The 24,961-nt window shown below is 62.3% G+C and carries 20 protein-coding genes, 5 tRNA genes and 1 pseudogene; 18 read left to right on the top strand and 8 right to left on the bottom strand.

Going from position 1 to position 24,961, the window contains the following annotated elements; genetic code table 11:
- From KIH75_RS04220 to tkt, 3 genes are all read right to left on the bottom strand, one after another.
- Nucleotides 1-356 (bottom strand): transposase (locus tag KIH75_RS04220; RefSeq protein WP_219055539.1); only part of this gene is annotated, 356 nt, incomplete at its 3' end.
- A gap of 279 nt (nt 357-635) precedes the next feature.
- Nucleotides 636-1,739: a transaldolase gene (gene tal / locus KIH75_RS04215; RefSeq protein ID WP_003826288.1), complete on the bottom strand. Its 1,104-nt coding sequence runs from the start codon at nt 1,737-1,739 to the stop codon at nt 636-638.
- Nucleotides 1,740-1,831: 92 nt separating this feature from the next.
- Nucleotides 1,832-3,940 (bottom strand): transketolase, encoded by a 2,109-nt coding sequence (gene tkt / locus KIH75_RS04210; RefSeq protein WP_219055538.1) that lies wholly within the window; start codon nt 3,938-3,940, stop codon nt 1,832-1,834.
- A 260-nt stretch (nt 3,941-4,200) separates the two neighbouring features.
- Between tkt and hrcA the strand changes: the two genes are divergently transcribed.
- Both hrcA and dnaJ read left to right on the top strand, forming a co-directional pair.
- Entirely contained in the window at nt 4,201-5,418 is a 1,218-nt protein-coding gene (hrcA, locus tag KIH75_RS04205) for a heat-inducible transcriptional repressor HrcA (RefSeq protein ID WP_219055537.1), read from the top strand.
- Nucleotides 5,419-5,494: 76 nt separating this feature from the next.
- Nucleotides 5,495-6,643, top strand: coding sequence for a molecular chaperone DnaJ (dnaJ, locus tag KIH75_RS04200; protein ID WP_219055536.1), 1,149 nt, complete (start codon nt 5,495-5,497; stop codon nt 6,641-6,643).
- 107 nt (nt 6,644-6,750) lie between these two features.
- Here dnaJ and KIH75_RS04195 read toward each other — a convergent pair whose 3' ends face one another.
- Entirely contained in the window at nt 6,751-7,665 is a 915-nt protein-coding gene (locus KIH75_RS04195) for an undecaprenyl-diphosphate phosphatase (protein ID WP_219055535.1), read from the bottom strand.
- Between the two features lie 172 nt (nt 7,666-7,837).
- On the opposite strand from KIH75_RS04195, the gene KIH75_RS04190 reads away from it, so the two are divergent.
- From KIH75_RS04190 to KIH75_RS04180, 3 genes are all read left to right on the top strand, one after another.
- Nucleotides 7,838-8,629 (top strand): fructosamine kinase family protein, encoded by a 792-nt coding sequence (locus KIH75_RS04190; protein ID WP_219055534.1) that lies wholly within the window; start codon nt 7,838-7,840, stop codon nt 8,627-8,629.
- Nucleotides 8,630-8,786: 157 nt separating this feature from the next.
- Nucleotides 8,787-9,827, top strand: coding sequence for a hypothetical protein (locus tag KIH75_RS04185; RefSeq protein WP_219055533.1), 1,041 nt, complete (start codon nt 8,787-8,789; stop codon nt 9,825-9,827).
- A gap of 138 nt (nt 9,828-9,965) precedes the next feature.
- Nucleotides 9,966-11,588 (top strand): hypothetical protein, encoded by a 1,623-nt coding sequence (locus tag KIH75_RS04180; protein WP_219055532.1) that lies wholly within the window; start codon nt 9,966-9,968, stop codon nt 11,586-11,588.
- Here KIH75_RS04180 and KIH75_RS04175 read toward each other — a convergent pair.
- Nucleotides 11,555-12,379, bottom strand: coding sequence for a PAC2 family protein (locus tag KIH75_RS04175; protein ID WP_219055531.1), 825 nt, complete (start codon nt 12,377-12,379; stop codon nt 11,555-11,557). The two genes, KIH75_RS04180 and KIH75_RS04175, sit on opposite strands and share 34 nt — an antisense overlap.
- Before the next feature lie 155 nt (nt 12,380-12,534).
- Between KIH75_RS04175 and KIH75_RS04170 the strand changes: the two genes are divergently transcribed.
- The 6 genes from KIH75_RS04170 (at nt 12,535) to KIH75_RS10090 (ending at nt 13,955) form a co-directional block, all read left to right on the top strand.
- Nucleotides 12,535-12,607, top strand: a tRNA-Gly gene (locus tag KIH75_RS04170).
- A 29-nt stretch (nt 12,608-12,636) separates the two neighbouring features.
- Nucleotides 12,637-12,707 (top strand) — tRNA-Cys (locus tag KIH75_RS04165).
- Nucleotides 12,708-12,750: 43 nt separating this feature from the next.
- A tRNA-Val gene (locus tag KIH75_RS04160) sits at nt 12,751-12,822 on the top strand.
- A gap of 46 nt (nt 12,823-12,868) precedes the next feature.
- A tRNA-Val gene (locus KIH75_RS04155) sits at nt 12,869-12,941 on the top strand.
- Between the two features lie 20 nt (nt 12,942-12,961).
- Nucleotides 12,962-13,037, top strand: a tRNA-Gly gene (locus KIH75_RS04150).
- Between the two features lie 219 nt (nt 13,038-13,256).
- Nucleotides 13,257-13,955, top strand: coding sequence for a M23 family metallopeptidase (locus KIH75_RS10090; RefSeq protein WP_236028032.1), 699 nt, complete (start codon nt 13,257-13,259; stop codon nt 13,953-13,955).
- Nucleotides 13,956-14,111: 156 nt separating this feature from the next.
- On the opposite strand, the gene KIH75_RS04140 is transcribed toward KIH75_RS10090, so the two are convergent.
- On the bottom strand, nt 14,112-16,145 hold the full coding sequence (locus tag KIH75_RS04140; RefSeq protein ID WP_219055530.1) for an AMP-dependent synthetase/ligase: 2,034 nt from the start codon (nt 16,143-16,145) through the stop codon (nt 14,112-14,114).
- Between the two features lie 267 nt (nt 16,146-16,412).
- Here KIH75_RS04140 and KIH75_RS04135 point away from each other — a divergent pair, with 267 nt between their 5' ends.
- The 5 genes from KIH75_RS04135 (at nt 16,413) to KIH75_RS04115 (ending at nt 22,426) form a co-directional block, all read left to right on the top strand.
- A complete protein-coding gene (locus tag KIH75_RS04135; RefSeq protein ID WP_219055529.1) occupies nt 16,413-17,561 on the top strand; it encodes an NAD(P) transhydrogenase subunit alpha in 1,149 nt (382 codons plus the stop codon).
- Nucleotides 17,562-17,563: 2 nt separating this feature from the next.
- Nucleotides 17,564-17,869: an NAD(P) transhydrogenase subunit alpha part 2 gene (locus tag KIH75_RS04130; RefSeq protein WP_033522866.1), complete on the top strand. Its 306-nt coding sequence runs from the start codon at nt 17,564-17,566 to the stop codon at nt 17,867-17,869.
- Nucleotides 17,869-19,296, top strand: coding sequence for an NAD(P)(+) transhydrogenase (Re/Si-specific) subunit beta (locus KIH75_RS04125; RefSeq protein ID WP_219055543.1), 1,428 nt, complete (start codon nt 17,869-17,871; stop codon nt 19,294-19,296). The genes KIH75_RS04130 and KIH75_RS04125 overlap by 1 nt, the downstream gene beginning before the upstream one ends.
- A gap of 242 nt (nt 19,297-19,538) precedes the next feature.
- Nucleotides 19,539-20,921, top strand: a complete 1,383-nt coding sequence (locus KIH75_RS04120; RefSeq protein ID WP_219055528.1) for a hypothetical protein — start codon at nt 19,539-19,541, stop codon at nt 20,919-20,921.
- Between the two features lie 152 nt (nt 20,922-21,073).
- Nucleotides 21,074-22,426, top strand: a complete 1,353-nt coding sequence (locus tag KIH75_RS04115; protein ID WP_219055527.1) for an MATE family efflux transporter — start codon at nt 21,074-21,076, stop codon at nt 22,424-22,426.
- A 117-nt stretch (nt 22,427-22,543) separates the two neighbouring features.
- On the opposite strand, the gene KIH75_RS10215 is transcribed toward KIH75_RS04115, so the two are convergent.
- Nucleotides 22,544-22,786 (bottom strand): aldo/keto reductase, encoded by a 243-nt coding sequence (locus KIH75_RS10215; protein ID WP_274608096.1) that lies wholly within the window; start codon nt 22,784-22,786, stop codon nt 22,544-22,546.
- Nucleotides 22,787-22,967: 181 nt separating this feature from the next.
- Nucleotides 22,968-23,510 (bottom strand): annotated as a pseudogene (locus KIH75_RS10210) (aldo/keto reductase); the annotation flags it as partial.
- Nucleotides 23,511-23,785: 275 nt separating this feature from the next.
- Here KIH75_RS10210 and KIH75_RS04105 point away from each other — a divergent pair.
- Both KIH75_RS04105 and KIH75_RS10205 read left to right on the top strand, forming a co-directional pair.
- Entirely contained in the window at nt 23,786-24,193 is a 408-nt protein-coding gene (locus KIH75_RS04105) for a cupin domain-containing protein (RefSeq protein WP_219055526.1), read from the top strand.
- Between the two features lie 138 nt (nt 24,194-24,331).
- Complete coding sequence (locus KIH75_RS10205; RefSeq protein WP_219055525.1) at nt 24,332-24,958, top strand: TetR/AcrR family transcriptional regulator; 627 nt, start codon at nt 24,332-24,334, stop codon at nt 24,956-24,958.
- Nucleotides 24,959-24,961 lie beyond the last annotated feature (3 nt).

Raw genomic sequence — 24,961 nt, 5'->3', positions numbered from 1 at the left:
CTGATGTCGTCGACCTGCCTGGTGGAGACGCCCGCCAGGTACATGTCGATGAGGGCCTCCTCGACGCTTTCCTCGCGCCGCCGGTAGCGTTCGATCACGGCGGACTCGAAGACCGCGCCCTTCAGTTTCGGCACCTTGAGCTCGAGCCTGCCGGCCTTGGCGGTGAGTTTGCGTTCGTAGTGGCCGGCGCGGTACGCCTTCCGCTCCCCGGTACGCTCGTATCTGGCGGCGTTGGCGATCTCGTCGGCCTCCGCATCGAGCATCGCGTTGAGGATCTGCGTCATCTTCTCGGTGATCAGCCGGTCGAGCTTGGTCTCGAGCAGGTTCTGGTCGATCTGTATGATGTTCTCGGGCATGGTTCCGTCTCCTGGCTTCCAATCGCGGTTTTTTGTTTTGGCGAATGAAAATCGTACACAGGACGCGGGCCATGCCCTCCTGCGTCAGGGCCGGAATCCGAAAGTGCGCAAGATTTCGGACGTTATCGGAAGCGGGGCGCCGCTTTTTGGTTGCGCCGGATTGCGTTGACACGGTTCGTCATGATCGGCGCATTCGGATACGAAAAGATCCCCGTCACCATATGGTGACGGGGATCTTCTAGCTATATACCGTTGAACGGCGCTGTATCAGCGAATGATTCAGCCGTTGACGCGGTCGATGCCAGCCTGGACGTCGGCGAGGACGGTGTCCCAGGACTTGATGAAGGCGGCGACGCCGTCGGCTTCCAGCTTGTCGGTGACATCCTTGATGTTGATGCCCAGCTCGGCCAGCTTGTCCATGATGGCGTGGGACTCTTCGTAGGTGCCCTGGATGGAGGCGGCGCCGTTGCCGTGATCGGCAAGAGCGTTCAGGGTCTTCTCCGGCATGGTGTTGACGACGAACGGAGCAACCAGCTCGTCGACGTACTTGCAGTCGGAGTAGGCGGCGTTCTTGGTGCCGGTGGAGGCCCACAGCGGACGCTGCTTCTTGGCGCCCTTGGCTTCGAGCTCAGCCCAGCGCGGATCGTTGGCGAACTTGTTCTCGAACAGTTCGTAAGCGAGGCGAGCGTTGGCGACAGCAGCCTTGCCTTCGAGGGCCTTGGCCTCGTCGGAGCCGTTGGCTTCCAGCAGCTTGTCGACGGCGGTGTCCACGCGGGAGACGAAGAAGGAAGCGACGGAGCCGATGTGCTTCAGATCGTGACCGTTGGCGGCAGCCTGAGCGATGCCCTCGATGTAGGCGTCGATGACCTGCTCGTAGCGTTCCAGGGAGAAGATCAGGGTGACGTTCACGGAGATGCCCTTGGCCAGGGTGGCGGTGATGGCCGGCAGGCCTTCGAGGGTTGCCGGGATCTTGATCATGGCGTTCGGACGATCGACCTTAGCCCACAGTTCCTCAGCCTGCTTCTCGGTGGCTTCGGTCTCGTGAGCCAGACGCGGGTCAACTTCGATGGAGACGCGGCCGTCAACGAAGTCGGTCTTCTCGGCGATCTCGCGGAAGATGTCGGTGGCGTTGCGCACGTCGGTGGTGGTGAGCTCGCGCACGGCGGTCTCAACGTCGACCTTGCCCAGTTCCTTCAGCTGCGGGTCGTACGGGCCGACCTCATGCAGAGCCTTCTGGAAGATGGACGGGTTGGTGGTGACGCCGACGACGTTCTTGTTGGCGATCAGGTCCTGCAGGGAGCCGGACTCGATGCGGGAACGGGACAGGTCGTCCAGCCAGATGGAAACGCCGGAATCGGACGTACGCTGAGTTGCTTCGGTCATTGTTTTTTCTCCTTATATTCCGTTATGGAACAAATCTGTTATATCAAGGGGGGGGGAGGGGCGTCGGCGCTTTGCGGCGCCCCTCCGTGGAATCACTTGGCGGCTTCGACTTCCGCGATGGAGGCCTTGGCGGCTTCCACCACGTGCTCGGCGGTGATGCCCAGATCGATCATGTTCTGAGCGCCATCGCCCTGCAGACCGAACTGCTCGATGGAGACGGGCTTGCCGTAGGAGCCGAGGTACTTGTACCACGGCATCGCCACGCCGGCCTCGACGGAGACGCGAGCCTTGACGGCGGCCGGAAGCACGGCCTCCTTGTACTCGGCGTCCTGCTCCTCGAACCATTCCATGGACGGGACGGACACGACGCGAGCCTTGACGCCTTCGCCGGCCAGGGTCTTGGCGGCGGCGACGGCCCACTGGACCTCGGAACCGGAAGCCATGATGATGACGTCCGGGGTGCCCTCGGTGTCGACGAGCACGTAAGCGCCCTTCTTCACGCCGGCCTTGGCCTTCTCGGCGGTCTCGGCGAGCACCGGGACGCCCTGACGGGTCAGGACCATAGCGGTCGGCAGGGTGTTGTCCTTCTCGAAGAAGTAACGGTAGGCTTCGGCGGTCTCGTAAGCGTCGGCCGGGCGAACGACCTCAAGCTGCGGGATGGCGCGGAAGGAAGCCAGGTGCTCGACCGGCTGGTGGGTCGGGCCATCCTCGCCGACGGCGACGGAGTCGTGGGACCACACGTACAGGTTCGGAATCTGCATGAGGGCGGCCAGACGGACGGCGGAACGCTCGTAGTCGGAGAACATGAAGAAGGTGCCGCCGAACGGACGGGTGTGGGAGCCCAGCAGGATGCCGTTGGTGATGGTACCCATGGTGAACTCGCGCACGCCGAAGTGCAGCTGACGGCCGTACGGGCTGCAGACCGGCCACTGCTTGGTGGCGCACTTCGCCGGGGCGAAGGTTTCGGCACCCTTCAGATCGGTCTTGTTGGAGCCACCGAGGTCGGCGGAGCCGCCCCAGAGTTCCGGCATGACAGCGGCGATGGCGTTCAGCACGGAGCCGGAGGCGCCACGGGTGGCGACACCCTTGCCGACCTCGAAGGTGGCCTCAAGGTCATCGATGGCCTTGTCGAAGCCTTCCGGCAGTTCGCCGGCCTTGATGCGGTCGTACAGGGCAGCCTTGTCCGGGTTGGCCTTGCGCCATGCGTCGTACTTCTCGTCCCATTCCTTGTGGGCTTCCAGACCGCGCTCGGCGACCTTGCGGGCGTGGGCCAGAGCCTCTTCGTCCACATGGAAGGACTCTTCCGGATCGTAGCCGAGGAGCTTCTTGAGACCGGCGACGGCCTCGGCGCCCAGCTTGGAGCCGTGGGAGGAGGGATCGTTGGTCTTGCCCGGGGTCGGCCAAGCGATCAGGGTGTCGACCTTGATGAGCTTCGGCTGGTTCGGGGCGGCCTTCTGAGCCTTGGCGATGGTGTCGGCCAGGCCCTCGACGTCCTCCTTGTAGGAGCCGTCGGGCTGGATGAAGCTGAATTCGTCGGTGTACCAGCCGTAGGCCTGGAAGCGCTTGAGCACATCCTCGGCCAGCACCAGGTTGGTGTCGCCTTCGATCTGGATGCGGTTGGCGTCGAAGATCACGGTCAGGTTGCCGAGCTCCTGGTTGGCAGCGAGGGAAGCAGCCTCACCGGAGATGCCCTCTTCGATATCGCCTTCGCCGCAGATGACCCAGATGTTGTGGTCGAACGGGGACTCGCCTGCCGGAGCTTCCGGATCAAGCAGGCCGCGCTGGTAGCGCTGGCCGTAGGCGAAACCGATGGCGGACGCGAAGCCCTGGCCCAGCGGGCCGGTGGTCATTTCGATGCCCGGGGTCAGACCGTATTCGGGGTGGCCCGGGGTGCGGGTGTCGGCACCGCCGCGGAAGTTCTTCAGATCATCCAGGGTCAGGCCATAGCCGGAGAAGTAGAGCTGAACGTACTGGGTGAGGGAGGCATGACCGCCGGAAAGAATGAAACGGTCGCGGCCTTCCCACTTGGGATCGTTCGGATCATGCTTGATGAAGTGCTGATACAGCGTGTAGGCGATCGGCGCCAGGGAAACGGGGGAGCCGGGGTGGCCGTGTCCCGCACGTTCAACCGCGTCAGCAGAGAGGACCTTGGCCATCTTGATGGCACGCTCGTCGAGCTCGGTCTCCTTGAATTCGGTCATGGATTACTTTCCTTCCAATTGGTCGGGCCGCGTATCCGGCTTGTGCCGGGCGCAGGACGCCCTCACATTGCGGTTCCTATGCTAGCGTCGCGATACGACGTTACGTGCAATATCGTGCACTATTTGGCGTGTTTTGATAATTCATGTTCTGTTAACGTTCGCGTTTCGCTCCTAATTCGCTGCGAACGAACTTTTCCGTATGAAGTCTGCAAGGTTCACCTACAATGAACGGTGGTCTAATTTCGCTATAGGAGGTATGCATGCAGCAGTCGCGGAGGTTGTTGGTGCTGCGTGCCGTCGTCGAGGATTACATCCGTTCGCAGGAACCCGTCGGCTCGAATGCGATCGCCCACAGGCATGATCTTGGTGTGAGCTCGGCTACGGTGCGCAACGACATGGCTGCGCTGGAGGATGAAGGCTATCTTACCCAGCCTCATACGTCGGCCGGTCGCGTGCCCACCGAGAAGGGGTACCGGTATTTCGTCGATCAGCTCGCCACGGTGGTGCCGTTGTCCGCGGCGCAGCGCCGGGGGATAGGCGAGTTCCTGTCCGGATCGGCCAATCTGCAGGACACGTTGCAGCGGGCGGCCAGACTGCTCGCGCAGATCACCGGTCAGGTTGCCGTGATCGCGTCGCCATCGCTGTCGAAATCGTCGCTACGGCATGTGGAACTGGTGCCGGTGGCCATGAACGTATTGCTCGCCGTGGTGGTGACCGATACGGGCCGTGTCGCGCAGCACACGCTTCCCGTCTCGACCATGCCGTCGACGGAATCCATTTCGCGGTTCACCGAAGCGCTGAACGCCTCATGTTCCGGCCTGTCGCTCGCACAGGCGGCGCAGCGGATGCAGTCGTTGGAAACCGATCCGCGTTTCGCGTCCCTCAAGGCACTGACGGTGCAATTGGAACGTGCGTTCGTTTCGATGGCCGATGATGAGAATGCGAGCGAACTGTATATGTCGGGTGCGTCGCATCTGGCCCACCAGCGTTCCGCGGCCGATCTGGCGCCGTTGTTCGACGCGCTGGAGGAGCAGGTGGTGCTCATGAAGCTTATGAGCGCGCTGAGCGAGGAGTCGCTGCGCGGTGACGGCGTCAATGTGGCCATCGGTTCGGAGACGCATACTCCGGGGTTGCTGAATGCGGCCGTGGTGACCAGCGGGTACGGCCACGCGGGCCATACCGTCACGCGCGCCGATGCCGATCATGCCGAAAGCATGGAAAGAGACGATGCCGCACACGGTCATGACGTCGATCACGCCGACAATACCGGTACCACCGGCGCGACCGACGCAATCGATGCGGCGGGCAAGCCGAGCAAACCGGATATGGCGGTGGTGCATGACGCTGCGGGCGAACCCGTGGCGTTCGTCGGTTCGATCGGACCGACCCACATGGATTACGCGACCACCATTTCCGCGGTGCACGCGGTGGCCCGGTACCTGACATCGTTCCTCGCGCATGAGGAGATCGACGGGTGAAGCGAGTGACCTTGCCTTGTGACAGAATTACCCGCTAGTAATCGGTAGAGCAGATAGAGCAAAGGAACTGGATAGAGTGGCAGACTACTACGAGGTTTTGGGCGTTGACCGCAACGCGAGCGAGGATGAGATCAAGAAGGCCTATCGCAAGATGAGCCGCAAGTACCATCCCGACATCGCCGGTCCGGAATTCGAAGACAAGTTCAAGGAAGTCAACAACGCCTACGAGGTGTTGGGCAATGCGGAGAAGCGCCGCATGTACGATTCGGGTGTCGACCCGAACAATCCGAACGCCGGTGGTTTCGGCGGCGGCTTCGACATGGGCGATATGGGCGACGTGTTCAGCTCGTTCTTCGGGGGCGCCTTCGGTGGTTCCCAAGGCCCCGTTCCTCGTACGCAGCCCGGTCGTGACGCACTGGCCAGCATGTCCGTCGATCTGAAGACGGCGGTGTTCGGTGGCACCGAGCAGGTGCGCGTCAACACCTTCGTGCTCTGCCCGCAGTGTTCCGGTACGGGTTCGGCGGACGGTTCCCGTCCCACCACCTGCCCCGACTGCCAGGGTCAGGGCATGCGTCAGAAGGTCGTCCGCACCATGCTCGGCCAGATGATGACCACGGCGCCTTGCGAGCGTTGTGAGGGCCACGGCAATATCATTTCCAACCCGTGCTCCTCCTGCATGGGGCATGGCCGTGTGCGCACCACCCGCAACATCGGCGTGAACGTGCCTGCGGGTATCCGCGACGATTCCCGCATCCGACTCGCCAGCCAGGGCGAGGTCGGCGAATGCGGCGGTGCCGCCGGCGACCTGTACGTGGACATCCATATCAAGCCCGACAAGCAGTTCACCCGTGACGGCGACGACCTGCACTGCTGGGTGCGCGTGCCTATGATCTGGGCGGTGCTCGGCCATGATGTCGACATCGATACCTTCGACGGCACCAGGACTTTGCAGGTTCCGGCAGGTTGCCAGCCTGAGGACACCGTGACGCTTAAGGGCCTCGGAGCCGGGCGTTTGCGCGATGACAACTCGCGTGGCGATCTGGTGGTGCATGTTGCGGTGGAGATTCCGACGAAGCTTTCCGAGAACGAACGTGGACTGATGGAGCAGCTGGAACAGTCCTATGATGAATCCCACGGCGGCGATAAGAAGCCGGTGGCGCAAAGCTCCCGACCGGCCCGTGAGAAGAAGGGCTTCTTCTCCAAGTTGAAGGATGCCTTCAACTGATATCGGCGTACGCAAGCCGAGCCGTTGAGGCAAACGAAATAGGCCTTCCACCTGCGGGTGGAAGGCCTATTGTTTATAGGTTGTTTATATGCGCTGTGCTGTGTTCGTCAGCCGGCCATGGAGGGGTCGATGGCGGGCAGCACGCCGGTGATGAGCAGCAGGGCCACCACAACGGCAAGCGCGATGCGGTAGATGGCGAACGCCTTGTAGGAGAAGGTGCTGACGAACTTCAGGAAGGCGATGATCACAATGTAGCCGACGAGGAACGCGACGATGGTTGCGGCGATGGTCGCGGGCCAGCCGGGGAACGCGCCGATCGCGGCGCATGCGTCGGCGGCCTTGGTTGCGGAGCAGGTGTTGACGTCCTTCACCGCGGACACCGCTTCGAGGATGCCGGCGCCGAGCACGGCGGGAATGGCCATCAGGAAGCTGGTGCGGACCGCCGCCTCACGGGTGTAGCCCATGGCACGGCCGAAGGTGATGGTGCCGCCGGAACGCGAGACGCCGGGGATGAGGGCGAGCATCTGGCCGATGCCGAAGATCAGGGCGTCCTTGGCGGTCATATCGTCCATCGTCTTGATCTGCTTGGAACGCGCGTCGAATATCCACAGCAGCACGCCGAAGATGGCGAGCACGGTGACGGTGATCCACAGGTTCCTCAACGTGGTTTCGATGACATTCTTGAACAGCAGGCCGGCGATGAGAATCGGCAGGGTGCCGATGATGATGAACCAGCCCATTTGGGTGTCGCGGTTGTGCGCGCCCATGCGGGACTTCCAATCCTTGCCCTCCTTGCCGAACAGGGAGCCGAACCACGAGCCAAGGATACGGATGATGTCGCGACGGTAGTACAGGATCACGGCGAGTTCGGTGCCGATCTGGATGATGGCGGTGAAGGCCGCACCGGGATCGCGGCCGATCATCAGGTCGCCGACGATGCGGATATGCGCGCTGGATGAAACAGGCAGATATTCGGTCAGAGCCTGTACGAGTCCAAGAAAAATGGATTGGATGAAATTCATAGTGTCGTTATTTTCCCTAGTTCACTTCCGTGAATTGCGGATGGATTGCTGTGTTGACTGTTGCTACTTTACTCAGGCGATGCCACGAAACCGAGGTTTTCCCAGCTACTGTCCAGATTGTCTCACGCGATGCACACAATAAGTCCATCGACCGTTCAGAAAAGGAGTCGAAATGGCAACGTATCGCAAGCATAGGGCATTCGCGCCGAAGGGTTTCTTCGAATGTGAAGGACGTGGTCTGCAATGGCTGGGGGAGGCTCAGGCCCAAGGCGGGCCGAGGGTTGTTGACGTGATCGGCTGGGGTGACGGGTATCTCGATATTGAGCGTGTCGATTCCGCCATGCCCACCATTGAGGCGGCGAAGGCGTTCGGAGCCGCGTTGGCGAGGATGCATGATGCGGGCGCACCGTATTTTGGTTCGGCTCCGGCAGGCTATGAGGGAACGTGCTATTTCGGCCCGTTGCAGGACCCGGTGCCGATGGATACCGGAGAATGGACCGATGCTGCCTCCTATTATGCGCAGGGCCGTTTGCGCCCCATGGTGGAGCTTGGCGTGAAGCGTGGCGAACTTGACTCGTATGATGTTGGGCTTACGGAGGATGTGATCGCCGCATTGCCTGATCTGCTGGGCAAGGCCGCGTCGGATAAGCCCGCGCGCGTGCATGGTGATTTGTGGAGCGGCAATGTGATGTGGACGGCTGACCGTGGCGAGACGGAAGCGGTGCTGATCGATCCTGCGGCGCATGGCGGCCATCGTGAGGAGGATCTTGCCATGCTCGCCCTGTTCGGCGTCACGTATTACCGGGATATTCTCGAAGGCTACCAGTCCGTGCATCCGTTGAAGACCGGGTGGCAGGATCGTCAGACGTTGTGGCAGTTGTACCCGATCGCCGGGCATTGCGTGTTTTTCGGTGGCGGCTATGTGAGCCAGTACCGTTCCATGTGCCGTTCGCTGCTGCGCTGAACGATGATGAATGGTTCCTGCGGCTTCTCTGGGGGAGAGGCCGCAGGGCGGACCGGGGCGCATGGCGTGGGACGTGATCTTATCGCTTGGGTTCCGGGTACGCGAGTATTCTAAATTGGAGCAGAGGGTGACAGTTCGAGAAGAAGGGGAACGCATCATGAGTACGGAAGATCCTGTCAAGTCTGGTCAGGCCACGACCCCCGCGTCGGAGGCGGCGGGCCGTCCGGTGAGGCATACGAGGCGTTTCGTCGTGGCCGGTGTGGCCGTGGCGGTGCTGTTGGCGGGCGGCGGCTGGGCGGGCTGGAATGCCTACGAATCCCATCGTTTGGAGGCGGCGCGTGCGGCGTGCGCGACGGCGTCGGAGTCGTTGCGCGTGGCGATGAACGAATACAACACGCTCAAAAACGGGCGTGCCGCCGACACGGCAGGCGTGACCGCCAAGCAGGTCGAGGACGCGAAGACCGTGACCGCGCTGGCCGACGAGTTGGAGGCGAGGGAGCCGGGGACGGCCGTGTGTGTGGCCGACACCCGCGCCGACTACGAGAAGCAGACCGGCAGGGTCGAGTCGAGCCGCGCCTGGTACGCGAAGCACAAGGCCTCATTGGCGAAGGCGGTGAAGGCGGTCGGGGAATCGCGCGACGCGAAGACCGTCGCGGACGCGGCCAAGCTCCTGAAGGACTCGAAGGGCAAGGTGGCCGACGAGAAGACCCGCACCGCGTTGGACAAGGCCATCAAGGCGAAGGACACGGACGCCGTGGCGAAGGCCGTGAAGGCGGTGGACGGTTCCGTGAAGGCGAAGGAGAAGGCGGACGCGCAGGCCAGGGCGAAGGCGGCCCAGGCGGCGGCCGACGGTTCGGCGGGTTCGTCCGCCGGTTCGGGTTCGGCGGGTTCGGCCGGTTCCGGGTATGCGTCCTCCGGGTATTCGGGCGGCTATTCGACCGGTTCGACCGGCGGCTACACCGGGTATACGGGCGGGTACTCCTCCGGTTCCACCGGCGGGTATGCGGGCGGCTCCTCCTCGACGGGCGGGTCGGGCGCGGCAAGCACCCCGTCCCAGTCCACGGGCAACAGCGACGGCTCGCAATCCACGGGCAGTGGGTCGGGAGCGCCCAATATGGAGGAATGGATTTCTAGCGGCTCAGTTTCAGCAGAGCATGGTAGTAGCAGCTTTGGTGGAGGTGGCGAACAGTGGTGGTGACGCTGTTCTTTCGCTCCTGAATGGCGGCTCAACTTGCAAGGAATACCTTGTGGGTTGGGTCGCCTTTTTGTCTGCATAGCTTCATCCCGTGCGCGGGCATCGTCCGGTGTTCGCGCGGTCTAGGGAAAGGTTATGTGTATGGGTTCCAACAAACCCCACAGGCTCAGGCGGTTCGTGAGGACCGCCGTCGCCACGCTCGCCGCCATCGCGGCGACCGCGACGATGGGCGTGTCGAGCGCCCAGGCATCGGTCGATTCCCCGTCGCTCGCCAACGGCGAGGCATGGACGGGCGGCGTCATCGCGGACTTCTACGGGTCGGGCTACGACCGGTGGTTCGGCTCCTACAACGTGGGCAACGAGAAGGGCTACTGCTACGAGTCCAACGCGCCCGCAGGCAACGCCGCGCAGTACGCGTCCCCGTCGATGGGCTGGAAGCAGAAGGAGGACACGCTCCTGTCCCGGCGCATCGGCTGGCTCCTGCGCGAGGGCCAGAAGGACGACGCGCTCGGCAACGCGGGCGTGGCCTACGCCATCCACCAGCTCAGCGGCATCGACATCGGTGACAAGTCCACCATCGCCAAGGTGAACGCCCTGCCCGACTCCACGCCGGTGGGCCTGTGGCATAACGTCAGCGTCGGCGGCACGAGGAGGCACGAGGGCGATACCACGCTCGGCGCGGTGCGCCAGAAGGCGACCCAGCTGTGGGCGCAGTCCGAAACCGAGGCCAAGTCTGGCACGGTGAATGTCAAGGAAATTCAATATACCGATGCCCAGCGTCACTTGCGTACCAAGGAAATCTGGTTCAAGGACGGCAATGGACAGTTCGCTTCCACCGATGTCATCGTCACACTTGACAGTAACGCTAAATTCGATGTCGCCGCAAACGGCATGTACGGTGGCACCGTAAGCGCCGATGGGAAGACGTGGACGGGCAAGACCCAGCCCAACCTCGGCGCGGCCGGCCTCCAGCTGCCTTATACGGCAACCGGAGATGGCGAGGCCAAGTACACGGTGAAATGCCGGCAAATTTGGTACACGTACCAGTATCCGCAGAATCCGCAGGGTTTCCAGCATATGGCGAAACGCGGCTCGGCTAATCAGGACCCGGTCAAGGTCGAGTCCCATGCCTATCGCGTCCAGTGGAGCTTCCAGCCGCAGGCCACGACGGTCGCGGACCCGAAGAGGCTCGAACCCGGCGACACGCCCGTCGACAAGGTGACCAGCTCGGTGGGCGACCTCATCTCCGGCACCGGCGCGGACGGCACCACCCACAACACGTGGAACGCGGGCACCAAGGTCAAGGCCGAGGGCTACTACTACGCGTCCGAGGACGAGAGCGTCCTCCGGCCGGTCAAGCGCGACGCGAACGAGACGGTCGACCAGTACCTGGCTCGCCTGAACGGGCTGTACGGCGAGCCGGTCGCCACCGGTTCGACCGAGTTCACCGGCTCCGGCCAGACCAACACCGTCCGGGCGCGGGCCGACGGCGGGGACTACACCGTCCCGTCCGACATGGCGGGCTATTACGGTACATGGGTGTGGGTGATTCGCAAGGACGCCCAGGAACAGCCCGACCGCATCACCGCCGACTTCGTGGCCGAAGCGGGCGACAAGAACGAGGCGACCCTGCATCACACTCGCCTGCTGGTTTCCAGCCAGACCGCGAACGCGACCATCACCAACAACGGCGAACTGGCCGACCGCATCACCCAAAAACTATTCAGTGATCAGAATTTCCTGAGGAATTCCTCCGCTTCCTGAACCAGCTGATCGGCCTTGCGTGGATCGTCGCCGGACGTCTCCTTCGCCTGTTCGGCCTTATCCCAGTCATCTTCAAGTTGATGCACGTAATCGCTCAGCTGGTTGCTGCAACGGGTGAGCATGGATGCCTTGGCCTGCCATTCCTGCGTTTCCTTGGCGAGCTTTGAGCTTTCGAAACGAATATCCAGTTTGCGCCCCAGTGCGTCGAGCAAAGCCAACGTACCCATCGGGCAATCGTCGTTGCCCATATATTGCGGTACGGAAACCCATATTGAGGTGCCGGCGAAATGCTGTTCGCGGGCCATGGCCTCCAACACGGTGGTGATGCCCACGGGGCCGCTGTATTCGCCGCAATCGCAGTCGCTGTCGCAATCCATGTCGTCGCATACGCCGACGGGGAGTGGGCGCGTGTGCGTGCAATCCGCGAACATCGATCCAAGCGTGATGACGCGGCTCACATGGAGTTCGCTGGCGATGGATAGCACTTCCTGGCAGTATTCACGCCAGTGGTAGTTCGGCTCGGGGCCGATGAGTGTGATGAGATGCTGACCGGGGGAGCAGGGCACGTCGTAGAACGATGTCTGAGGCCAGACGATGCGGGCTTTTCCGTTGACGCGGCATAGCGTCGGGCGCGACACCTGATAGTCGTAATACCCGTCGCAATTGATATGGCGTATCTCGCATGCGTCATAGGAGTCGATGAGATGGTGGAGGGCGTTTGTAGCCGACTGGCATGCGTCGTTCCATCCGCCGAACGCGGCGATCAGCGTGGATTCTCGTTCTTCGCTCATATAACGTAAGCATAGCTTGCGAATGCTTCGGAAGCGTTGATTCCATGCCGTTTTCGCCGCAGGCGAGCAGGGCGACACGCCGAGTTTGCAAATTACGCGGATGTCATTATAGTAGTTACTCGTGCTCAGGCAGGAACGACTGCCGGAGACATTAGGCGGACATAGCTTAGTTGGTAAAGCGCAACCTTGCCAAGGTTGAGACCGCGGGTTCGAGTCCCGTTGTCCGCTCTAGGTCCGAAGAGTTGACAGACCTTTACGGTGGGTTAGCCAAGCGGTTAGGCAGCGGCCTGCAAAGCCGTATAGACGAGTTCGACTCTCGTACCCACCTCTCGGACTGAGGCGGAGCAATCCGCCTGATTTTTTGCAGACCTGGGCGGTTGGCGCAGAGGTAGCGCACTTCCCTGACACGGAAGGGGTCACAAGTTCGAATCTTGTATCGCCCACTCAAGCCGGAGCAATTCGGTGCATAATTGAAGATCCGTCATGTACGGGCGATTGGCGCAGCGGCTAGCGCACTTCGTTCACACCGAAGGGGTCGTAGGTTCGATTCCTACATCGCCCACGAATCCTTCCGAGGATTTTGCGGACATAGCTTAGTTGGTAAAGCGCAACCTTGCCAAGGTTGAGACCGCGGGTTCGAGTCCCGTTGTCCGCTCCATTAACACCCCGCCTTGTGCGGGGTTTTCTTGTTTTCAAACCTATTTTCCTTATGTTGGTGGAGTTCCGCCTTCGTGGTTCCTAGTATCTCTCCTTTCACTGAATGTAATGAAAATGTGAAGAATCGGGGAGGGGTTATCCACATTTTCCGTACGGCTGGACAGCGTGATCCCTCATCCGTCATCGTGGGCAGATGAACCTCAAGAAAGGAGATGGGGCGATGACAGGGAACAACCGGCCGGAACGGGGCAAGCGGAAAGCGATACGCATCCGCCGTATGGTGGAGGAACGATGGCGTTCAGCGAAGGCATCCGTCATATGTCTGTTGATCGTATGCGCATTGGCGGTGCCGTGCCTGGCATGGTCAGCTCAGCCGAAAACGCAGGCCAGCGGCGAACACAGCGCCTGCGCGGCGGCGTACATCACCTCCTCAGGAGCCACCCCGGCATTGGACAGGCAATCACAAGGCGGGTATGTGGCGGTCGAATCCGCATTGGGCAACACCTGCCATGCGATGCTCGACTGGCCGCTGCGCGAGCCGGTCAGCATGTTGAAGGCATACGATGGCCCGGCGCAACCGTGGCTGTCCGGGCATAGGGGAGTCGACCTGAAAACGGCGCCTGGCGAGGATCTGCTGGCACCGGGGGATGGCGTGATCTCATTCGCCGGCAAAGTCGCGGGCAAGGATGTGGTCAGCATCAAACATGGGGAGCTGATCCTCACCTTCGAACCGGCCGTCACGCAATCCTCCGTGGGAACCTCCGTCAGGCGCGGAGAACGGTTCGCCACGGTGGGGGAGAAATCCGACCATTGCAACAACGTTTGCCTGCATTGGGGAATCCGCTCCAACAAACAGTCCTATCTCGACCCCTCATCGATGGTGTCGCCGTACCGCATCGTACTCAAACCGGCACGGTGATCGTCTGGACGCGGTGCCGTGGAAATCCCTGCTCGGTAGCTGCGGGCGGGACCGAGTATGCAAAGAAGGGTTTCCTCCAAGTATGCGAAAGGGGCGCGCATATTCGTGCGCGCCCCCTGAAAAACCCGTGGCCGAATCAGGCCGGCGGATGGAAGATCACTTCTTCTTGGTGTACATCCTGGTGTTCAGCAGCGTGGCGTAACGCTTGATGACCTTCGGGCGGATGACCTTCATCGAAGCGGTCATCAGACCGTTCTCCTGCGTGAACTCCTCGGGAAGGATGATGAATTTGCGTACGGATTCGGCGCGGGAAACACCCTCGTTCGCCTGATCGACCCACTTCTGCACTTCGGCGCGGACCGCGGCGTTGTCGGCGGCGTCCTCCAACGACATGTTCTCGTCAAGGCCCTTGCTGGCAAGCCACGGGCGGAGCGTTTCCTCATCCAGCGTGATAAGCGCGGAGATGAACGGGCGCTTATCGCCGAGAACCAGAGCCTGGGATACGAACTCGCAGCGCTTGATGACCTCCTCGATCGGGCCGGGGGCGACGTTCTTGCCGCCGGCCGTGATGATGAGATCCTTCTTACGGCCGGTGATGTACAGGAAGCCGTCGTTGTCGATGCGACCAAGATCGCCGGTGGCATACCAGCCGTCCTCGGTGAAGGAGGTTTCGGTGGCCTCCTCGTTCTTGTGGTAGCGGGGGAACACGGAAGTGCCCTTCACCTGCACTTCGCCGTCCTCGGCGATACGCAGCGAGAAGCCGGGGAATGCGGTACCGACGGAACCCTGATGGAACGGCTCGCCGGGCACGGTGAAGGAGCAGGGAGCCGTCGTTTCGGTCAGGCCATAACCCTCGTACACCGGGATGTTCGCGCCACGGAAGAACTCCAGCAGCTTCGGGTCGAGCGGTGCGCCACCGGCCACGATCCACTTCGCGCGGCCACCGAGCACCTCACGCAGCGGCGCGTAGACCATCGGGTCGAACGCGGCACGACGTGCGCGCAGCATCACGGACGCCTTGCCGTTTTCGCTGATCTCCTGCATATAGGACTGCGCGGTGACCACGGCGGAGGCGAAGGCGAGACCCTTCGGACCATGACCGGCCTTCTGGGAGGCGGCGTTGTACACCTTCTCCAGCACACGCGGCACCACGATCATCACCGTGGGCTTGGCTACCTGCAGATCGGCGGTCAGCGTCTTGATGCCCTGCGCGATATAGATGTGCAGTTCGCTGGCCACGCAGATGTAGTTGATGGCGCGTGCGAAAGAATGGGCCTGGGGCAGGAACAGCAGCACGGTGTTGCGCTTGTCGTGCAGCAGGTCGGGCATGAAGTCGGGAAGATTGAGCGCGGTGGCGCAGTAATGCTCGTGGGTCATCTCCACGCCCTTCGGCGCGGCGGTGGAACCGGAAGTGTACACGATGGAGCACAGGTCGGTTTTGCGCACCGATTCGATACGCTCGTCAAGCTCCTCGTCGCTCACCTTGGCGCCGTACGCCTTCAGCTCGTCGAGACCGCCGGTGGCGATGGTGATGATGTGCTCCAGCGAAGGGCATTCCTCAATCGCGCCATCCGCCTTCTCGCGCATATCGGTGTCCTGCACGATCAGCAGACGGGCATCGGAATTATTCACGATATTGCGGATCTGCTCCGCGGAATCGGTGTCGTAGATGGTGGCGAGCACGCCGCCGACGGCCATGACCGCGGCGTCGGTCAGGTTCCACTCGTAGCAGGTGCGGCACATGAACGCCACACCGTCGCCCTTGCGCAGGCCGTACTTCATCAGACCCTTGGCGATGGCGCGCACTTCGGCGAGGAACTCGTTGGCGGTGCGATCGACCCACTCGTTGCCGTCCTTATAGGTGTACAGCACGTCGTCGCCACGCCTTGCGGCACGGTCGGCATACAGGTCGTAGATGGAAACGCCGTCATCCAGCGGCGCATTGCCCTGGGTGGTGGAGGTGAGCAGGCCGGTTTCGGGATCGATATCGGTGACGGTCGGGCGATCCGGACCCCATTCGTCGGTGTGGGGGAGCGTGATACCGCTTTCATCCTTGATCGCGATATTGCCCGCATAATCAGGCTGGTCACCGGAATTGCCGCTGCCGGGATGCACGAAATCCGTTCCGAGCTTCAGCGCCTTTCGGGTGAGATTGGTGGTCTGCTGCTTCAACGAAGAGATAACGGACACGTGACGCTCCTTGATACTGTTCTGTTCTTGACTATCCAGTTCTCAAATACGCCAGTCTAATCCTCTTGCCGCGACACGTCACCTTACGGTAGCGTAGGGAAACCGCCACGTCAATCGTTATCAGCGGCGCTCCGATCTGTCCGTTTGGCGGACATATACAAAACAGGTCGGCTCAGTTGGTGGGAAAGAGAAGCCCCGATCGCGCGGCGTTGACTACACTGATGCGGCGTAGTAACAAGGCACGGCCAATAGCTAGAAAGGGCTCTCATGGCTGAAAAGAAGGAAGCCACGGTGACCTTCGGTGTGCTCAACGAGACGTCGGATACCGAATCCCGCGTCGCGCTGACCCCCGATATCGTCACCAGGCTCGGCAGGAACGGTGTTTCCTGCATCATCGAAAGCGGCGCGGGCAACGCCGCCGAATACACGGACGAGGATTACAAGGCCGCCGGCGCGACCGTCGCTTCCCGCGACGAGGTCATCAACGCCGCCGACGCGCTGGGTTTCATCGACCGACCGTCCGCGGAGACCATCGCCAAACTCAAGGCCGGTCAATGGGTGATCGGCATGCTCGGCTCGTTCACCGACGCCGCATACGTCGAATCCCTCGCCAACGCCGGACTGGTGGGCATCGCAATCGAGAAGCTGCCTCGTCAGCTCAGCTCCGCCCAGTCCATGGACGAAATGACGTCCCAGAACTCCGTCATGGGTTACAAGGCCGCGATCACCGCCGCCAACGCATACGGTTCGTTCCTGCCGATGATGACCACCGCCGCGGGCACCATTCGTCCGGCCAAGGCGCTGGTACTCGGCGCCGGCATCGCCGGCCTGCAGGCCATCGGCACGCTGAAGCGTCTCGGCGCGGTCGTCACCGCGTACGACGTGCGCCCCGCATCCAAGGGCGAAGTCGAATCCCTGGGCGCCAAGTTCCTCGATCTCGGACTTGACTTCTCCAAGGGCCAGGGCGAGGGCGGCTACGCCCGTGCGCTGACCGCCGAGGAGCAGGCCCAGCAGCAGGCCGCCGTCGATGAGAAGGCGTCCGGCTTCGACATCGTCATCACCACCGCCAAGGTGCCCGGCCGCAAGCCGCCGGTGCTGCTGACCAAGGCCGGCGTCGACGGCCTGCATCGCGGTGCCGTGATCGTCGATTGCGCCGCATCAGTTCTCGGCGGCAACGTCGAGGGCTCCGCCGTGGGCGAGCAGGTCACCGAAGGCGGCGTCAAGCTGATCGGTGCCCCGTACCTCGCCAGCGGCGTGGCAACCACCGCATCCAACCTGCTGAGCCGTAACGTGGCCGATGTGCTGACCCACTTCGTGCGCGACGGCAAGCTGGGCATGGATCTGACGGAAGAACTCGACAACGCCCTGGTCGTGGCCGGTCGCGTCGAGTCCGAGGAGAAGAAGGAAGAAAACTAAACATGCCTACGCTTGTTGTATCCATCACGCTGTTCGTTCTGGCGTTGCTCATCGGCATCGAGGTCATCGGCAAGGTCCCCGCGACCCTGCACACCCCGCTGATGTCCGGCGCGAACTCCATCCACGGCATCGTCATCGTCGGCGTCGTAATCGTGGCCGCCGAGGCCAACTCCCCGCTTGCCTACGTGTTCATCTTCCTGGCCGCCGTGCTGGGCACCATGAACGTCGTCGGCGGCTATGTGGTCACCGACCGCATGCTTGAGATGTTCAAGTCCAACAAGAATGAGAAGAAGGAGGCGAATAAGTGATGCAGAACGCAGCCACCGTGGGCGCCATCGATATCGTCGCCTGGTTCGTCTACCTGTTCTCGGCCGTCATGTTCGTGGTCGGCCTGCACTTCATGAACTCCCCGAAGACGGCCCGCAAGGGTAACCGTCTCTCCGCGTTCGGCATGATCGTCGCCGTCATCATGGCCTTCGTCGTGCTCTTCGCCAAGGGATTCGTCAACGTCATCGCCGTCGTCGTGCTCGTGGCAGGCATCCTCATCGGCGCCATCGCCGGTGTGGTCTCCGCCAAGAAGGTCAAGATGACCGACATGCCGCAGCTCGTCTCCGTGTTTAACACCGTGGGTGGCGGCGCCGCCGCGCTCGTCGCGCTGAACGACGTGCTTACCAAGGACGGCACCCCGGATCTCGTGGTCCTCATCACCGCCGGCCTCGGCATCCTCATCGGATCCGTCACCTTCACCGGTTCGCTTATCGCCGCCGGTAAGCTGCAGGGCATCAAGTGGGTCAAGAAGCTCAGCCTGCCGGGCAAGGGCGTGTGGAACGTGCTGTTCGCCGTGCTCGCCATCGCATCCCTCGTCATGCTGTGCGTGCAGCCGCAGCAGCGTCTCATGTGGTCGATCCTGACCACCGTGTTCGCCCTGTGCTACGGCCTGGTCTTCGTCATCCCGATCGGCGGCGCCGACATGCCCGTCGTGATCTCCGTGCTGAACGCCTGCACCGGTACCGCAGTCGCCATGAGCGGTCTGGCCATCGACAACGTGGCCCTGATCGTCGCCGGCGCCCTCGTCGGTTCCGCCGGCGTGACCCTGTCCATCCTCATGGCCCAGGCCATGAACCGCCCGCTGCTCTCCGTCCTCGCAGGCGGCTTCGGCGGCGGCTCCGGCTCCGCCGCTGCGGGCGACGGCCCCGAAGGCACCATGAAGGAAACCTCCGCGGACGATCTGGCCGTGCAGCTGGTCTACGCCGACAAGGTCATCTTCGTCCCGGGCTTCGGTCTGGCCCAGGCCCAGGCCCAGCGCGAGCTGGCCGATCTGGGCGAACTGCTCAAGGGCCACGGCGTGGAAGTCTCCTACGCCATCCACCCGGTCGCAGGTCGTATGCCTGGCCACATGAACGTCCTGCTCGCCGAGGCCAACGTGCCCTACGAGGAGCTCGTCGATCTCGATGAGATCAACCCGCAGTTCCCGCAGGCCAACGTGGCGCTTGTCGTCGGCGCGAACGACGTCACCAACCCCGCCGCCCGCAAGCCCGGCACCCCGGTCTCCGGCATGCCGATCCTCGACGTCGACAAGGCGCAGAACGTGGTCGTCATGAAGCGTGGTCGCGGTACCGGTTACGCCGGCATCCAGAACGAGCTCTACTTCGAGGACAACACGCAGATGCTGTTCGGCGATGCGAAGAAGAGCCTGCAGGCCGTGATCGCGGCCGTCAAGGAGCTGCTGAACTAGTGGCTTGCAGCGCCCAAAGCGCCGCATAATCGCATCGGAACCGACCATCGGTTCCTGGTCGCAAGGCCCCTTCCCGGAATTCCGGGAAGGGGCCTTGCCTTGTTTTCGGGCGGATTCCCCGCGAAGAACGGAACGCGACACGCGAGTTATCCACATTTCCACAAATTTCGGCGAAGCGGTGGCGGCGCGTGGACGGCCTATGCCACAGTGACCATACCCATTACAAACCAAAGGAGGTTGCCATGAGTACGACGTTCAACATGGACGATATGGGATTGCTGCAGGAACTCAACCGGCTCGGCAGGCGATTCGACGAAACGACATCGCACGCGGCCTGGGGGAAGGTGCTGAACCGTGACGGTCCGGTTTCGGTATGCCAGTCGTTCAAAGCCGACGAACAGTTGAGCCGCATGACGGAAGACGTGTTCGGCAATACGGCTTGGGCCACATCATTGCTGGCGGCCACGGTCGTGCCGGACGAACGGTTGGCGCGGATCTGCCGCGGTTTCATCTCGGATTGCGCGAACATGGTGCGCACCTACGGCATCAGCGTGTGGCTGTACGACCTGATCAACGACGCCGCGGTCGCGATGTCCATCAGACGTCCCACGGAGCGTATGCCCCCGCTGATCCGGTTGTGCGAGGGCGACGAACTCGCCCGCCGATGCAGGCCGGATGCCGGGAAACGGTATGGCGGCAGGAAGAAGCGCGAATCGGATATGGACGAGCATCTGCATCAGATGTACCGTCTCGGTGCGTACGTCATGCTGCGTTGGGGTGGCGATGAGCCGCGGTCCGAGGCCATTGCGCGGATGATGCTCGCCGATGGCGGTTTGGGCATGTGCATGCTCAAGGAGGACGCGAAAGTGATGGCGATGGGGCCGTCGCCGGACATGCGCTACCGGAGGCTGATCGACTATTTCGGCGAACTACGCGCGGAGGCGGATGCGGAATACGACCGTGCCGAGCATCCCCACGTCGATGAGCTTGCCGGGCGTATCAGACGATGCTTCATGAACGATCTTATGGCGGATGACCGGTATCTGTATGATGCGGGCAAACTCATCGAGGCGTATACGGCGTTGTGGGACACCGGGACCATGCCGCTCGAACAGCTTCGCGACGACGTGGAATTCAGGCGCAGCAAGCCCGATTGCACGTTGTGGAAGAATCCCATGTACCTGCGCGAACTGGCCGTGTCGCTCATGGGCGTCAACGGTTCGATCGACCTGGTGCAGGGCTTCGAGCAGCGTGATCGCGAGCGTTTTGAACGTGGGCGTGAGCATCTGGAGAAGCTGAAGGAGACCGTTGTGAGGCACGGCGTGAAAATGCTGCCGCCCATAATGGTCATCATGGGCAAGGCGTGGCCGGACGATATGGAGGCCGCGTCGAACGTGGAACGGACCGGGATGCTGCGCGGGTATTGGAGGTGCGGCGATGATGCCGCCACCATGGCGTTGTCGCGCCTGACCTACGACGATGCGGTGGGAAAGGCCGCCCTGGCGATTCTGCGATGCGATATCGATGGGTATGCGGAAGCGTTTTCGATGAACGGTTCCGCCGAGCCCGATCGTGACGCGGGGGAGGAGCGTGACGGCGAACCGGCCGCAATGAGCGTCTTCTGATTCCCGGTTTCCCTATGGCTGTTTCCGCTGCCGCCCGGCGTGAACGGTATCGGATAGTGGACGTGCCGGCCATGCGGATTGCCGGTTCGGCGTTCCCAAGGTTTAGGGTTATCCGTTGGAACAGGCCTTGGAGAGGACAGTCAACGGAAACCATGGAGAAGAATCTGACGACGGGCGGCGTGTTCGGAACCATCGTCGCCTTCGCGCTGCCGTATCTGCTGTCGTATTTCCTGCAGACGCTGTACGGCATGGCCGATCTGTTCATAGCCGGCCAGTTCATCGGCGTGGACGGCATCACGGCGGTGGCGAACGGTAGTCAGGTGCTGTACATGTTGACGGTGGTCATCGTCGGTCTCGCCATGGGATCGACGGTGACCATCGGTCGCGCGATCGGCGCGAACAGGCTCGACAAGGCGTCCAAGGCCATCGGCAACACCATCACGCTGTTCATCGGCGTGGCCATTGCGCTCACCGCGACATTGCTGCTTAGCGTACGGGGCATCGTCGCGGTGATGGGGACGCCGGTGGAGGCGGTGGGTGGCATGACCGACTACCTGACCATCTGCTTCGCGGGCATCCCCTTCGTCGTCGCCTACAACATCATCAGTTCCGTGTTCCGTGGGCTGGGGGATTCGAAGTCCCCGATGTATTTCATCGCGGTGGCCTGCCTGTGCAATATCGCGCTCGACTACCTGTTCATGGGAGCCATGCATCTGGGTGCGGCCGGAGCCGCCTGGGGCACCATACTCGCCCAGGTCATCAGCGTGATCGTGTCGTTCATCGCCATCCGGCGCAAACGTTCCGGCATCAGCCTGCATGCCGCCGATCTGCGGCCCGATCGCTCCGTGCTCGGAAGCATGCTGACGATCGGTGTGCCGACCGCCGTGCAGGACGGGTGCATCCAGATCGCCTTCATCATCATCACGGTCATCGCCAACTATCGCGGACTTGACGACGCGGCGGCCGTGGGCGTGGTCGAAAAGGTGATCAGCGCCCTATTCCTCGTGCCATCGGCCATGCTGGCCACCGTGTCCGCGGTGTCCGCGCAGAATATCGGCGCAGGCAAGCCGGAACGCGCCGCACAAACGCTCCGATACGCCACCGCCATCACCGTCATCTACGGCATCATCATCTCGATCGTCGTGGAACTGACCGCAGGACCCATCGTCGGTCTGTTCACCACTGATGCCACGGTGGTGCTGCTCGGCGTGCAATACATCCGCAGCTACATCGTCGACAGCATCTTCGCCGGCATCCATTTCTGCTTCAGCGGTTTCTTCGCGGCGTATGGCAAGTCCTACATCGGCTTCATCCACAACATCGTGGCCATTACGCTGGTCAGGGTCCCCGGCTCGTACCTCGCGTCCAAGCTGTTCCCCAGCACATTGTTCCCCATGGGTCTTGCGGCGCCGGCCGGCTCCATACTGTCCGTGCTGATCTGCCTTGGTTTCTACGCATGGCTCAAGCACCGTGGCGTGTTCGCCGCCGCTGCCGCCACGCGGTGATGCCCGCAACTGGAAAGGCGGGAACCTTCGCCATTGCGCGAACGGTTCCCGCCTTTGTTTGTTGATGAGTTGGGTTTGCTGATGGGGCTGGGCCTTCGTGAGCCCGGGCCAGTGCGGCTACTTGGTGTGCTCCTTGAGTGTGGGCGCATGGGTGCCGGCCAGCGCACGCTCGCCCGGCCTGGCCAACGGGCCGACCAGTTCGTGCGCGGTGTATGGCTCCTCAAGGTAGTCGATGTCGCTGGCGCTCAGATGCACGCCGAGCGCCTCGATGGCATCGTCCACGCGTTCCGGCTTCGAACAGCCGACGAGGGGAGCCGTCACGCCCTTGGCCCAATGCCAGGCGAGGGCGACCCGCGCCATCGGCACGCCGAGCCGCTCGGCGATCTCGTGCACGCGTTCGATGATCGGCATGTCCTGCGCGCGCCTGATCGTACTTGTTGCGCATGGTGCCGTCGGTGGAGCCGCGCTTGGAATCCGAATCCCAACCCATGTGGGTCAGGTGACCGGACGCCATGGGGGAGTACGGCGTGAGCGCCACGTCATACTGGCGGCATACGGGGATCATCTCGCGTTCGTCCTCGCGGTACAGCAGGTTGTAATGGCATTGCATGCTGGTGAATTTGGTCCACCCGTTCGCCTCGGCCACGGTCTGCATGGTGTGGAACTGGTAGGCGTACATCTCGCTCGCGCCGAGCGCACGCACCTTGCCCGCCTTCACCAGGGAATCCAGCGCTTCCATGGTCTCCTCGATGGGGGTGCCGTAGTCGAAGCGGTGGATGATGTACAGGTCGAGATAATCGGTGCCCAAGCGCTTGAGTGTGGCGTCGATCTCGCGTTCAATGGCTTCGCGGGACAGATGCCCCTCGTTGAAATAGACTTTGCTGGCGAGCACGACCTTGTCTCGCGGGATGCCGAGGTTGCGCAGCGCGCGCCCGATGTACTCCTCGGAGGTGCCGAACGCGTAGCAGTTGGCGGTGTCGATGAAGTTCACGCCGCGGTCGTAGGCGTGGCCGATCACCCGTTCGGTGGCATCGGCGTCGATGGTCCACTGGTGGAATTCGGGGGAGGCCTTGCCGAAGCTCATGCCGCCGAGACAGACCTTGGAGACCTTGATGCCGGACCATCCCAGCGGGGCGTATTCCATATCGGTCATTGAGACTCCTTTGCGTAGGTTGTACGAATGCCAGCGTACCCCGGGCGGCGTGGCCGAACCAATGCCGGGCGCAAGCGGGTCTTCATGCATTCGGTGCATGGAACGGCATGTCAGGTAATCATTGGACATTTCTTTTCGGCGGGCGTTGAATGGGAACACGAACGGAACCATGAACCTTACGAACCATACGAAAGGATGAATCGAATATGGAAAATCCGAGCGCATTCCCGATGGGCGACCCGAACGACGGGTTCGCGCAGTACTTCGTTGGCCAGAGCTATCTCGCTCCGGTGCTGGAGACCCCGGAGATCAGCATCCACAACGTGACCTTCGAGCCGGGTTGTCGCAACAACTGGCATATCCACCACAACGCCGTCCAGGTGCTCATCGCCGTCGGCGGCCGCGGCTACTACCAGATCGAGGGCGAGGAGCCGAAGGAGCTCAAGGCCGGCCAGGCCGTTCGCATCCCCGCCGACACCAAGCACTGGCATGGCGCGGCGCCCGGCGAGTCGTTCTCCCACCTCGCCTTCATGGTTCCCACGGGCGACCCCGCCACCATGAGCAACGAATGGCTTGAGCCCGTGGACGCCGAGGCATACGACGCGCTCGACTGAGCCAAGCCCGGCGAAAACCGAAGCACCGGCAAAGACCGCACCCGAAATGGTGCGGTCTTTTCACATTCGAAGGAATGTCGCCACGCTAACCACCGTTATCATATTATTTGCTAATGGTTTTTAGCCGAGGAGGGCGTCATGAGGAGAAGCGATACGCGGCAGAGGATTATCGAGGAGGCCCTGCATCTGTTCGCATCCAACGGGTACGATGCGGTCAGCGTTTCGCAGATAGCGCAGGCGGTGGGCATCAAAGCCCCGTCGCTGTACAAGCATTTCACCAGCAAAAGGGCCATTTTCGACGCGATCGTGGAACATATGAGGCAGTTGGACGCGGAACATGCGAAACAGGCCGAGGTTCCCGGAATGGACGAGGAGGATGGCGAAGGCGACATCGAGGCGCCTGCCCCCGAGAATCTGCGCGCGTTCATGGTCGATCGCTTCCGCTACTGGACGGAGGACGGCCTCGCCCACGACTACCGCCGCATGCTCACCCTCGAACAGTACAAGTCCGCGGAGAACATGGCCATGTACCAGAAGGTGCTCGGCAGCGGCCCGGTCGCGTACATCGAAGACATGATCGGCGCGATGGTCGATGCGGGGCTGCTGCGTGGCGACGATCCGAAGAAAATGGCCATCGAACTGTATGCGCCGTTCTTCCTGTTGGTCAGCGCCGCCGACGCGGTGGAAAGCAGCAACGCTCGCCGTCGCGTGCTGGATATCTTCGCGAGCGGTGTGGATGACTTCATGGAACGCTATAAGGCTTGACAT

Source organism: Bifidobacterium pongonis, from assembly GCF_019331805.1.
In the GTDB taxonomy this organism is placed as follows: Bacteria; Actinomycetota; Actinomycetes; order Actinomycetales; family Bifidobacteriaceae; genus Bifidobacterium; species Bifidobacterium pongonis.
The sequence above is the reverse complement of the archived record's forward strand: the minus strand, read 5'-3'. Positions and strand labels throughout refer to the sequence as shown.